This window comes from Chryseobacterium populi, from assembly GCF_000282115.1.
In the GTDB taxonomy this organism is placed as follows: Bacteria; Bacteroidota; Bacteroidia; order Flavobacteriales; family Weeksellaceae; genus Chryseobacterium; species Chryseobacterium populi.
Map to the genome: position 1 here is coordinate 137,101 of NZ_AKJY01000002.1, position 12,134 is coordinate 149,234.

General features: G+C 36.2%; 11 protein-coding genes. 5 read left to right on the forward strand and 6 right to left on the reverse strand.

Annotation, left to right across the window (positions count from 1 at the left end; genetic code table 11):
* The first annotated feature begins 23 nt into the window (after nt 1-23).
* Both rmuC and PMI13_RS00725 read left to right on the forward strand, forming a co-directional pair.
* A complete protein-coding gene (gene rmuC / locus PMI13_RS00720) occupies nt 24-1,532 on the forward strand; it encodes a DNA recombination protein RmuC (RefSeq protein ID WP_394330325.1) in 1,509 nt (502 codons plus the stop codon).
* A 91-nt stretch (nt 1,533-1,623) separates the two neighbouring features.
* Nucleotides 1,624-2,394 (forward strand): TrmH family RNA methyltransferase, encoded by a 771-nt coding sequence (locus PMI13_RS00725; protein ID WP_007839580.1) that lies wholly within the window; start codon nt 1,624-1,626, stop codon nt 2,392-2,394.
* A gap of 71 nt (nt 2,395-2,465) precedes the next feature.
* Here the strand turns inward: PMI13_RS00725 and PMI13_RS00730 are convergent, their stop codons facing one another.
* A complete protein-coding gene (locus tag PMI13_RS00730; RefSeq protein WP_007839582.1) occupies nt 2,466-2,807 on the reverse strand; it encodes a hypothetical protein in 342 nt (113 codons plus the stop codon).
* A gap of 184 nt (nt 2,808-2,991) precedes the next feature.
* Between PMI13_RS00730 and PMI13_RS00735 the strand changes: the two genes are divergently transcribed.
* Nucleotides 2,992-4,173: a hypothetical protein gene (locus PMI13_RS00735; protein ID WP_007839585.1), complete on the forward strand. Its 1,182-nt coding sequence runs from the start codon at nt 2,992-2,994 to the stop codon at nt 4,171-4,173.
* Entirely contained in the window at nt 4,157-4,741 is a 585-nt protein-coding gene (locus PMI13_RS00740; RefSeq protein WP_007839587.1) for a hypothetical protein, read from the forward strand. Before PMI13_RS00735 ends, PMI13_RS00740 begins: the two co-directional genes overlap by 17 nt.
* On the opposite strand, the gene PMI13_RS00745 is transcribed toward PMI13_RS00740, so the two are convergent.
* On the reverse strand, nt 4,690-5,262 hold the full coding sequence (locus tag PMI13_RS00745) for a 5-formyltetrahydrofolate cyclo-ligase (protein WP_007839589.1): 573 nt from the start codon (nt 5,260-5,262) through the stop codon (nt 4,690-4,692). The two genes, PMI13_RS00740 and PMI13_RS00745, sit on opposite strands and share 52 nt — an antisense overlap.
* A 35-nt stretch (nt 5,263-5,297) precedes the next feature.
* The gene (gene trhO, locus PMI13_RS00750; RefSeq protein WP_007839592.1) at nt 5,298-6,668 is read right to left on the reverse strand and encodes an oxygen-dependent tRNA uridine(34) hydroxylase TrhO; all 1,371 of its coding nucleotides are present in this window, start codon (nt 6,666-6,668) and stop codon (nt 5,298-5,300) included.
* 341 nt (nt 6,669-7,009) lie between these two features.
* Between trhO and PMI13_RS00755 the strand changes: the two genes are divergently transcribed.
* Nucleotides 7,010-8,539, forward strand: a complete 1,530-nt coding sequence (locus PMI13_RS00755; protein WP_007839602.1) for a trypsin-like peptidase domain-containing protein — start codon at nt 7,010-7,012, stop codon at nt 8,537-8,539.
* A gap of 67 nt (nt 8,540-8,606) precedes the next feature.
* On the opposite strand, the gene PMI13_RS00760 is transcribed toward PMI13_RS00755, so the two are convergent.
* From PMI13_RS00760 to PMI13_RS00770, 3 genes are read right to left on the reverse strand one after another with little or no spacing between them, the layout of a single operon-like run.
* Nucleotides 8,607-9,059, reverse strand: coding sequence for a hypothetical protein (locus PMI13_RS00760; RefSeq protein ID WP_007839609.1), 453 nt, complete (start codon nt 9,057-9,059; stop codon nt 8,607-8,609).
* Nucleotides 9,059-9,439 (reverse strand): RidA family protein, encoded by a 381-nt coding sequence (locus PMI13_RS00765; protein WP_007839611.1) that lies wholly within the window; start codon nt 9,437-9,439, stop codon nt 9,059-9,061. Before PMI13_RS00765 ends, PMI13_RS00760 begins: the two co-directional genes overlap by 1 nt.
* A 55-nt stretch (nt 9,440-9,494) precedes the next feature.
* A complete protein-coding gene (locus tag PMI13_RS00770; protein WP_007839614.1) occupies nt 9,495-12,086 on the reverse strand; it encodes a putative LPS assembly protein LptD in 2,592 nt (863 codons plus the stop codon).
* Between the last annotated feature and the right edge of the window lie 48 nt (nt 12,087-12,134).

Sequence of the window (12,134 nt, forward strand, 5' to 3'; positions counted from 1 at the left end):
TTTTCTTTTTGTAATTTTGTAAGATGGAGATGACCTATTTAATTATCGGGTTTATTGCCGGAGGAATTCTCGGGGCAATAATTTTATATTTTGTTTTGAAATCATCGATGGTTTCAAGAAGTTCTTATGACGAACTGAATAATTTACATATCAGAAATAACTCAGACCTGGAAAATTCAAACCTGAAAATCCAGGAGCTGAATCAAAATATCAACAACGAAAAAGAGCTGAATCAGCAGCAATCAGACCTGCTAAATGATCTGAAAAATGAATTTGCAAAAATCTCGGCAGAACATTCATCGTTAAACACCCAGTTTCAGGAACAGAAAGAGATCAACACCAAACAGTCCACCCAGATTGAAACGCTTCTGACAGAAAAACAAAATATTTTTGCCAAGAACTCCGAATTGTCTGCCATCAATGAAAGTTTGCAGAAATCCCTTGAAACCCAGAAAGAAGAAATCACCAAAATTCAGGAAAGTGCAAAACTCCAGTTTGAAAATTTAGCCAATAAAATTTTGGAGGAAAAAACAGAGAAATTTACAACTCTTAATCAGAATAATCTTAAAACCATCCTAGAACCTTTCCAGGAGAAGATTTCAGATCTGAAAAACAGAGTTAATGAAGCTTATGAAAAGGAAAATAAAGAACGTTTCTCACTAGCTGAAAAAGTAAAGGAACTTGCAGAGCTCAACCAGCAGATCTCCGAGGATGCCAAAAAGCTGACCAGAGCTTTAAAAGGCGAAAGCAAAACGCAAGGAAACTGGGGTGAGATGATTCTTGAAAGTATCCTTGAAAAATCAGGCCTGGTAAAAGGCAGGGAATATTTTCTTGAACATGAGCTTCGTGATGAAGATAATAAAGCCTTATTTTCAGAGTTTTCAGGAAAGAAAATGCGCCCTGATGCCGTTGTAAAATATCCGGATGAAAGAAATGTGATCATCGATTCTAAGGTTTCATTAACTGCTTTTACAGAGCTGGTAGATGAAACAGATCAGGATATTTATATCATTAAAGTAAATCAGCATCTATCATCCATCAAAAACCACATCACCCAGCTTAGTCAGAAAGCCTACGACGATTATGGAAAGTCTCTGGATTTTGTCATGATGTTTATTCCAAGCGAACCGGCCTATATTGCAGCCATGCAGGCTGACCAGAATCTTTGGAATTATGCTTACGAACGAAGGGTTTTATTATTGAATCCAAGTAATTTAATCACTTCTTTAAAGCTCATCGCCGATCTCTGGAAACGTGAATATCAGAATAGAAACTCGATGGAGATTGCAGACAGAGGAGCCAAACTTTATGATAAATTTGTTGGTTTTGTGGAAAACCTGGAAAAGGTTGGAAAGAATCTTGACCAGGCGAAAAATGTTTATAATGACGCCTATAAACAATTATCTACAGGAAATGATAATCTCGTGACCCAGACTCAGAAACTGAAATCTCTGGGAATTAAAAATAAAAAAGACCTTCCGCAGAGCTTAATTGACAATTCACAGATCTCTCTGGATCTTTCAGAAGAATAAAATAATTCAAAAAGCTGCCCCGGCCATTGGCCGGGGCAGCTTTTTCGTAAAAGTAAAGAAACCTAATCATAATTTTGCATAATTTTGCGGAATGCTAATAGAAAGTTTTCAAAACGAAAAAATAAAGAATATTACCCGGCTTCTTACAGACAACAGATTCCGTAAAAAATCAAATGTTTTTGTAGTAGAAGGGTTGCAGGAAAATGAAAGGGCTCAGCAATATGATTTTGAACCTGTAGAATTTTATATCTGCGAAAGTATTTTCAGCGGAAATCTTCCAAAACAGGGTAAAATACACAATGTAAACCAAAAAGTATATGAAAAGATTGCTTACCGCGGAACTTCTGAAGGAATCATCGGCGTCTATAAAACGAAAGAAGCGGATCTTTCTTTATTCAAGCCAAAACCCAATTCAACGGTAATTATTGTTGAAGGCGTTGAAAAGCCCGGAAATCTGGGCGCTATTCTAAGGAGCTGTGAAGCATTTGGGATCGATGCTTTGATTGTAACTGATGCAAAAACTGATTTTTATAATCCCAATGTGATCCGTTCAAGTGTAGGCTGCCTTTTCGGAATGGAAGTATTTCAGGCCGAGAATCCGGAAACCTTGGATTTTTTACAGAAAAACCGGTTCGAGATTTATACTACCATTATGGATGTAGATGCCGAAGATCTTTATAAAAGGGACCTGACTCAGAAATCAGCCGTTTTATTCGGAACAGAACATTCGGGCTTAAGTGAGTTCTGGATTGGAGAAGGAAAGAATACCCTGATTCCTATGTCCGGAAGTATTGACTCATTAAATCTGAGCAATGCAGTAGCGATTACATGCTATGAGTCTTTAAGACAGAAGAAGTCTTAGAAATACTAACGAATAAAAAAACCGCTTCACTGGGTGAAACGGTTCTTTTATTTTTCAAGCTTAAGCTAAAATTATTTCTTAGCAGCTTCTTTAGTTGCATCTTTAGCAGCATCAGCAGCTCCTTTAGCAGCATCAGCAGCACCTTTAGCAGCGTCAGCAGCTCCTTCAGTTGCAGTTTTAGCTGCATCAGCTCCAGCAGCAGTAGTAGCAGCAGCAGCATCTTTAGTAGCATCAACAGCAGTAGTAGCAGCTGAATCGATTACTTTAGCAGCTGAATCAGTTACAGAAGCAGCAGAATCAGTAGTAGCAGCAGCAGCTGAATCAGCACCACCTTCAGTAGCAGTAGCTTCAGTTTTTTTACAAGCAACTAGAGAGATTGCAGCGATAGCAGCTACGAATAATGACTTTTTCATAATAAATTAAATTTAATTTTGTTAATATTGTTTTTTAAACTTTTCTTTTTGTTCTGTTATTTGAACAAGACAAAGGTAGAGCAGATAAGAAATTTGTTTATGAAAAATAATTGTAATACCTTTGTAAAACAGTTTTACAAATAAACGCAACTGTAAATCAACAATTTAACCACTTAATTAAAAATTGACAGATTTAGATCTATTACATTTTGAGCAGCTAAAAAAGGACGTACAGGCTCAATATTTAAAAGAATACACCCCTTCCTATGATGAAATTTCAAAATGGAAGGGTATAGATATTATATATTTTCAGGAAGACCTTCGAAAAAAGGCTAAAGGAAACATCAGCGAAAAATCATTTTATACTTATTTCAAAAACTCACCGGTCACCAAATTACCAAGAATTGATATGCTCAATTTATTGAGTATCTATGCAGGTTACGATTCATGGTACGAATTCAAAAAACAACATCTTTTTGCCGGAGAATTGTTATTGGATGAGAAAGACCTGAGCGAAGATGAACTGAAAGAATTAGAAGAAACTGTTGCTTTTTCTCCCGAATTACCAAAATCAGAGCCCGAACCTCAAAAAACAGATTTAAAAGCACACAAAAATACTGATTTACAAAAATCAAGTACTGAAAATCAAATAATTACACAAAAAACCACTCAAGATCAAAATTCAGAAAATAACCTGTCATCTTCTAAGAAAAAATTCATTCAAAAGAATGCCTGGGCTATTGTTACTTTCATTTTAGTGGTGATTACAGTCGTGCTGGGTTTTAAAGATGAAATTTTTCTAAAAAAATATAAATATTGTTTTACGGATGCCGACAGAGGTGTTTCAGTGATCAATACTCTGGAAATTAAGGTGATTAAAGAAAATGAATCTCCGCTGTTATATAAAATAAAACCGGGTGAGTGCTTTTATTATTCCACAAAAGATAAAAACCTGAAAATGCAGATCAGTGGTCCGTTCTATGAATATCTTGAAGTAAACAGAAGCCTTGAGAATGCACCGGAAGAGGAAATGATAGAACTGAAGCCTGATGATTATAAAATGGCGGCTTATTACTTCTCCATTAAAGATGTAAAAGGGGCTCCAAAAGAAGAACAGGTAAACCTTATCAAGCAGAAGAGGAAGCAGCTGGAAAACTTAATCAGCAATAATGCAGTTATCTATCAGGTGTATGACAATAATACCTATGGAATAGAAACTTTAGACAAACAAAAATATATTACACTGGTAACCACTCCAACGACTTCTTTGAAAAATCTAAGTGTAATAGAAATGAAAAAAGATAATAAAGGTAAAATCATATCGATCAAATTTAAAATTGCAAGTACTGATGAAAATAATAAATAGTTTATTAATTGTCGCAATATTCTTTATTGCTATTGTTTCCTGCAATAATAAAAAGACAGAAGTAAGCGATCTGGATAAATTAAGAAACAGCAACAATACAAAATCCTATCCTGCGGTACAGATGGACAGCATGCAGGCCATCAATTCCATTACCCGTCAAAAAGTACAGGAATTGCTGGATTTATCAACCCTGTATTTATCAGGAAACAGAAATACGGAAATTGATACTGTTATCTTTTCTCAGATGGAAAGCTATTTTCATAAGCCCGACAGTCTTACTTTCAGAAAACTATTCCGGGAACTTGACAGCCTAAAAGTAAAAAGTGTAAAGGTAAATAACCTTCAGGTATATAAAGATTCTTACAAACAGGATACCCTGGATTTTGCGAAATTCAATGTGGAATATTTTGACGACAAAAATAAGTCTATAGGAAGTTTTGAAAAAAATGCACAGTATACCCTTGTTTCAAAGCCTATAAAATTTAAAAAGGAATTCAAATTTTATTTTGTGAATTTCTATTCAACTCCCGTGAAAAAAGACAGTACTTCAACAGGGGTCACCAGATAATCAAGCGGGATATCATTTTCCCAGATATCATCAATTATTTCATCAGGACCAAAATAATTGATCCCGATTTTCCTGGAATCTGAAGAGATGCTTTCAAAAAAAGCATCATAAAAACCTTTTCCATACCCTATCCGATTTCCTTTTTTATCACAATAGAGTAAAGGGGTGATCACATAATCAAAATGGAACTCTCCGGAATCATCATCAGATAAAGGCTCGGATATTCCCCAGGTACTTGTTTTGAATATTGTGTTTTCAAAAATCTCTACGGAGATCAGCCTGTCAATGACCTTCGGTACAAAAACCCGGATATTATGCTTAAAAAAATATCGGATAAAAATTCGGGTATCTATTTCATTAAACTTATCAATAGGAATAAAGATATGCACCTTCTGGCCAGCTACAGGTTTGAAATAACTGATAAAATGATCCGAAATCTTCTCCGATAACAAGAAAACCTCATCATGGGACAAGGTTTTTCTTTTTTGTATATATTTTTTTCTCAGCTCAGCTTTTAGCATTTGATTATATCATTTTAGAGAAATAATTCTAACGTTTACTTATCATTTTCAGCCTGCGTAATTTTATATAATTTGTCAGACAGACGAACTCTGAAAGGCAGTTCAAACGTAATTTGATCTCCTTTTTTTGCAGTTTCACAAGGCCCTCCGTTTACATAAATCTCAGTAATTATAAGTTTCTGCTCACCGGTTGTCGGACCCGAAATCAATACTTTATCACCTACTGAAAGCTCTTTGTTTTCAATTAAAAACTGGGCAATCTTTGATTTTGAATAATAATGTTCTGCTTTTCCAATCAAAACTTTTTTTATATTTATTTTTTGGCGGATACTTTTTGTTTCAGCCTTCGCCAAAGGTTTATTGGGTAAATCACCGGAGCTTTTAAATTTCAGGGCATCTGATTTTCCTTTCCTGAAAACTTTATTTCCGACCTGTAATCCTTTTCTTAATTTTACCTGCTCCTCCCAAGGCAAATGAATCGTTTCCAGGCATTCTGCAGAACAACAGTTTTCCATCGCAGCTTTGCATTCGTCACATTGAATAAACAATAAATGACAGGCATCATTAGCACAGTTGGTATGGTTATCACAAGGCTTGCCACACTGATGGCACTGCGAAATAATATCATCTGTAATCCGTTCCCCTAACCGGTGATCAAATACAAAGTTTTTACCGATAAATTTACTTTTTATACCTTCTTCTTTTATCTGACGTGTATATTCAATAATTCCGCCTTCTAATTGATAAACGTTCTTAAAACCCTGGTGCTTGAAGTAAGCACTGGCTTTTTCACAACGGATTCCACCTGTACAGTACATCAAAAGGTTTTTATCTTCTTTGAAATCCTGTAATTGTTCGTTGATAATAGGTAAGCTTTCCCTGAAGTTTTCTACATCCGGAGTAATGGCACCTTCAAAATGTCCTACTTCACTTTCATAGTGATTTCTGAAATCGACTACGATCGTATTCGGGTCTTCGAGTAAATTATTAAATTCCTGAGCCTTTAAGTGAATTCCTTTATTGGTCACATCAAAAGTGTCATCACTTAAACCGTCAGCGACAATTTTATGTCTTACTTTTATGGTCAGCTTTAAAAAAGAATGATTGTCTTGCTCAACAGCTATATTCAACCGAATTCCTTTCATAAAATCATAGGCTTCCAGCGTATTGCGAAAAGCCTCAAATTGATCCGCAGGAACACTCATCTGAGCATTAATCCCTTCATGGGCAACATAGATACGGCCGAGGGCATCGAGTGCGTTCCAGGCTATAAATAATTCGTCGCGAAATTTTTTTGGGTCTTCAATTTTGGCATACGCATAGAAAGACAATGTAAGGCGTTCCTTACCGGCTTCATCAATAAGTTGAGCTCTTTCTTCTGCGCTTAAGGTGTTATACAGTTGCATGCTATAAACGTTTTAAGTGAGAAAAATATTTTTGCAAAGATAATCATTTTCCTATTAATTATATTTATCCGTCCAATAACAGGCTTTAGTTTTTATTTGATCTATAATTAATTTAACTTTTCACTACATAAATTCATCTTACATTTTGTCACATTGTTTTTAATATTTTTTTAAGTTTTGTTAACTTCGTTCTTAACAATTATGACATAATTTATAAAATGATCTAATTCCCGTTAAATTTTAGTTAAAATTGAAACACAGCATATAAATTGCATACTCATTAAGTATTAAATTTGTGTACTGTAAAACAAAAAATCATAAATAATAAAGAAAGATATACAATGAAGAGTACTTTAAAAAAACTATTACCCTTTGCTGTAGTAGGAGTTATCTCAGGAGCTACTACTGTAGGTACAATACAATATTTCGGTCATAACTCCGATAATGCAGACCAATCTTATTTTACGAAATCGTCCAACGCTTCTTTTGTTGGGATGAATGCTGCCACAACCGGAGATGACTTTGTAAAGGCTGCCAAAACAACAGTTCCGGCAGTAGTTACCATCAAAAATTACCAGTCCAAGAGCTCAAGCAGGGCATCAGAGCAGGATTTATTTGACTTTTTCTTCGGAGACCCGTTTGGCGGAGGCAGAGGCCAGCAAAGGCAGAAGCAACAGCAGATGCCTGACAATATGCCTTCAGGAATGGGTTCGGGTGTAATCATTTCTCCTGACGGATATATTATCTCTAATAATCACGTAGTGGCAGGTGCCAATAAACTTGAAGTTGTATTAAGTAACAAAAAAGCTTATATCGCAACTTTAATCGGGACCGACCCTAATACAGATATTTCGTTATTAAAAATCGAAGAAAAAGGGCTACCTTATCTGAACTTTGCCAATTCCGACAATATTGAAGTGGGACAATGGGTTCTTGCGGTAGGAAATCCGCTGGGATTAAACTCAACTGTTACGGCAGGTATTGTTTCTGCTAAAGGAAGAGGAATCGGTATTTTAGGATCTCAGGGTAAAGCAGCCAACCCTATTGAAAGCTTTATTCAGACGGATGCTGCCATTAATCCCGGAAACTCAGGAGGAGCGCTTGTAAATACCAACGGAGACCTTATCGGTATCAACTCTGCCATTCAGTCGACTACCGGATATTATCAGGGGTACGGATTTGCCGTTCCCGCTAACCTGGCAAGAAAAATTGTTGAAGACATCAAGAAATTCGGAATAGTGCAGAGAGGATTCTTAGGGGTAACTTCTTTAGACCTTTCAGATGATCAACAGGTTGCTGCGTACAATATGCAGAAAAAAACGAGCATTAAAGCCGGTTCCGGAATATATATCACAGGATTTGGAGAGAAAAGCGGAGCCGAAGAATCCGGCCTTAAAGCAGGTGATATCATCACTAAAATAGATAATGTTGCTGTAACAGATTTCGCTGATTTATCCATGTCTATCGGAAGCAAGCGCCCTGGTGATAAAGTACAGGTTACCTATTCCAGAAATGGCAAAGAAAATATGACTACCGTAACATTAAAAGACCAGAAAGGAGGAACTTCTACAAGAACAAAAGATGACCTTAGCGTATCTGAAAAAATTGGTGCTGACTTTGATCCCCTGAATGAATCGTTTAAAACGAGCTATGGCCTTAACAGCGGTGTCATTGCAAAGAATGTATCTGAAGGAAGCGAGATGGCAAAAATAGGTATTGTAGACAATTATATTATTATAGAAATCAACGGAAAGCCTGTCAATTCACAAAAAGATGTTGAAAAAATCCTGGATAAATACCAGGGAAATGTACAGGTGAAGTTTATAGATGAATACGGAAGAATGTATACGAAAGGTTTCAAAATGCCTTAATCAATTTGATTAAACTTTATATCAACAAAAAACGCTGCAGGATTTGCAGCGTTTTTGTTATTTTTATTTATGGCTTATTCATTTTTTCAGCGATTCTTTTTTTCTTGTTCCGTTCATAAATTATCTCTACAATCTTACCGCCGATCCAGGAAAAAGGGAAAAAGGTGAGAAATATAGATATTTTGTAGAACGTGGGATGATAAGGAAAAACAATAACATCCAGCATTGCGATAAACAGCATTATAAAGCCGATAAGGATAGCATAAGCCACTTTAGCATACTTTACTATAATTGCTGTAGCTACACCTCCTACAGTAGTTCCTAAACCTGAAATAAATAATAAGAATCCAAAGAAAGCATCGTCATCTTTCATGCTGTAAAGGAATCTCTGCCAGTGCTCAAAGGGAGCAAAAGCTTCAAAAGTAACCCACTGCGGAAAAACCCTTATCCCAAGAGTAATAATAAGCCCTGCAATGACAAGGCCCACCAACACCGCTAATGTATTTCTTATAAAACTCATTAATCCTGATGTGCAATCATCGAAATTTCAATATCAACATTCTTAGGCAGACAAGAAACCTGTACCGTTTCACGGGCCGGATAGCTTTCAGCATCCAGATATGATGCGTAGATATCGTTCATCACAGCAAAATCATCCATACTTTTAAGGAAGATCGTTGCTTTCACCACATTTTTAAAAGTCATTCCCGCTTCTGTAAGAATAGCTTCAAGGTTTTTCATAACCTGATGGGTTTCTTTTTCAATTCCTTCTACCAATTTACCAGTTGCAGGATCTACAGGAATCTGACCGGAGATGTATAAAACACCATTTGCAAGGTTTGCTTGTGAATAAGGTCCGATTGCTGCAGGAGCATTCACTGTGTTGATTATTTTTTTCATTAGAATTTATTTTGGGTGCAAATATAAAATTTATATTCACAAATATCAATCTTACTTAGAAAGGAGCATTCGGTTGTGTGAAACTTCTGTCTTTATATTTCAGCGCATCACTTAAAATATTAGCTTTTATCCCAATAAAAAAGTCGTACACTTTATACTGCCCAAAAGGAACCCAGTTAAAATTGATCGTAAAACTTCGCTGATCCCTCGCAAAACCGATTCTTGTATAAGCAAGCTGCTTTGTGATCATATCATAGTGGGTACTTCCGTTGATATTCCAGAAAGGACTGAGCTTAAGACTTCCGTCTAATCCTACAGAAGCAATTTTATTGCCGAAACGTGAAAGGCTTTTTGAGTAGGCATAGTTTGCATTCACATTTAATGTCCATGCCTGGTCGAAGTGGGCATAATTATCATCGTCAAAATAATAATTTTCATTCCTTATTTCCCCCTTCGCTTTATATTTCTTGGCGTAATCTGTTTTTTCTCCAAAAATCTCACTGCTTAAAGGATAAGAAACCTGGATGTTGAAACCTTGTACACTGAAATGTCCGAAATTCTCAGTCCTGATCCCTGTATCAGATCCCGGAATAAATAAAATCCTGTACGGATCTAAGGATAAACTTGTATTGACGCTTAATTTATTTTCAAAGAAAGAAGACTGCCCGTTAAGGGTAATAATAGACCATGGGTGATCTTTCGCTGCGAAGTTGTAACTTCCGGAAAGATTCAGGGATTCGAATATTTTGATCTTTTTCACTCCGGTAGAATCTTTTTTAGATTTCACCTTCATTTCAATATTGTTTCCGATATTGAAACCTAAAGCCCCTACCATACCGCTTGTCGGCGAACCTACAATTCCCTTATCAAAAATAGAATACGGGGTTAATGCACCATTGGCATCATAGTAATTTTTATAGTACCCGAACTGGGAACCGCCGAAATCCGGTGAATAGGTAAACCCGATACTTGGCGTCATCATATGCCTGATCGCTTCTACCGCAGCACCTTTTTTGAAGTTAAGCATTCCGTACAATGTAGTCTGCAAACTCGCTGTTGTTGAAAAGGTAGAATACCCTGCGATCTGCTTGTTGGTCTGATCAACTACTTTATTGCTCACAGGGTCATAAAATCTTGTCAGTGTTTTTGTCGTTAAAGCATTATCGATCGTCGCCCCTAGACTGAATGTAAAATATTTAGCTACCGTAGTATTCGTTCCTAAAGCAATATTATTTTTAAGACCTGTCTGTAGCTTATCCCACATGGCAGCTGTAAATAGTTCTCCCTCATCAGTCGTTACAAAGTTTGTTAAATTCAATCCCGTGTTTACTGTAATATTTTCAAGCAATCCCTGTCTTACCCCTGTTTTTGATTTTAATAAATAAAACTGGTTGATAGCAACATTCATCTGGGGCAAGCGTAAATCAGACAGGCCTGTCGCAAAATTCTGGGAATACGATGCAGTAGCCGTAATCGTAGCCGGTAGTTTCAGAAACCTTTTGGTAACGGTTACGGTAGAGTTCTGCTGGGTATTTAGTACATTCTGGTTGAATATATAATTATTGTTGATTGTATTGTTATAAAACTTATTACTTACAATATCAACCGAAGCAGAGAATGTAAGGAAGGGATTTGATTTTGCATCCTGTGTATGTCTCCAGGCGATCCGGTAAGTGCTGCTTTTGGAATAATCATCGAGTCCTTTGATTCCCCTTATAGTAGTTCCGATATCTGCAGAAAAATTCCCTGAATAGCGGTACTTTTTTACATAGTTCATTTCAGGCCTTAAGTTCCAGCTTCCTTTCGTATAAATATCGGCAAGAACTTTCATATCAAAATGCTCCCCTATCGGCTGATAATACCCTATCCCGTTAAGGAAAAACCCCACATCCTGTCTTTCCCCGAAACTCGGGATTAAAATACCAGCTGATCTTTTATCGGAAAAAGGCAAAATAGCAAACGGCATAATCAGAGGGGTCGGAACCTGCTCTATATACATCTGTATCGGCCCGGTAATGATCTGTGATTTGTTTTTTGTTTTTACCAGTTTAATATTCGATGCCAGTAAATGATAATCGGCTACCGTATCTTTTTTCTTCAGAAAATATTCATCGGTAGTATATAAGGCATGTCTCATTGCAAAGACAGAGTCATTATATTTTTTGGTTTTATTGGCGATGATTACCCCTTCACTTTCCTCAGTGCGTGCATTATAGGCAATAGCCTGCTTTGTTTTATAATTATAGTTAAACTGGTCGGTTTCATATTTCTTTCCTGCCTGTGTTGTCATAACAGGTTCTATGATCTTCTTTCCCAGGGAATCCTGCTTTCCTCTTGCGTAGATTAAATTTTTCTGCTCATCAATGGAGATATAATCTGCATCAATCTGCATATCCTGGTATTTTACCTGAGCATTCTGGTTCAGGTAGATCATTTTTTTAGGAAAGTCTCTGCGGATATTGTCAGCTTTTGTCTGAAGAATATCATCCAGGGCTTCTTTTTTCGCAACTATGGTATCCTTTTTGGGAATAGTATCATTGATTACCTTATTTTCAGGCAATTTTTCAGGCGTTTTCTGTGCTAAAAAATTGTTAAAAATTAGGATAATTAAAATTTGTAATATATTTTTGATGACGGTTTTGGCCAATTTTTATTCTATATAATTAAGGCTCAAAATTAATATAATTTTTAAAAC

Coding starts and splice junctions, on each gene's coding strand:
- rmuC (WP_394330325.1), top strand. CDS start 24: ATGGAGATGACCTATTTAATTATCGGGTTTATTGCCGGAGGAATTCTC.
- PMI13_RS00725 (WP_007839580.1), top strand. CDS start 1,624: ATGCTAATAGAAAGTTTTCAAAACGAAAAAATAAAGAATATTACCCGG.
- PMI13_RS00730 (WP_007839582.1), bottom strand. CDS start 2,807: ATGAAAAAGTCATTATTCGTAGCTGCTATCGCTGCAATCTCTCTAGTT.
- PMI13_RS00740 (WP_007839587.1), top strand. CDS start 4,157: ATGAAAATAATAAATAGTTTATTAATTGTCGCAATATTCTTTATTGCT.
- PMI13_RS00745 (WP_007839589.1), bottom strand. CDS start 5,262: ATGCTAAAAGCTGAGCTGAGAAAAAAATATATACAAAAAAGAAAAACC.
- trhO (WP_007839592.1), bottom strand. CDS start 6,668: ATGCAACTGTATAACACCTTAAGCGCAGAAGAAAGAGCTCAACTTATT.
- PMI13_RS00755 (WP_007839602.1), top strand. CDS start 7,010: ATGAAGAGTACTTTAAAAAAACTATTACCCTTTGCTGTAGTAGGAGTT.
- PMI13_RS00760 (WP_007839609.1), bottom strand. CDS start 9,059: ATGAGTTTTATAAGAAATACATTAGCGGTGTTGGTGGGCCTTGTCATT.
- PMI13_RS00765 (WP_007839611.1), bottom strand. CDS start 9,439: ATGAAAAAAATAATCAACACAGTGAATGCTCCTGCAGCAATCGGACCT.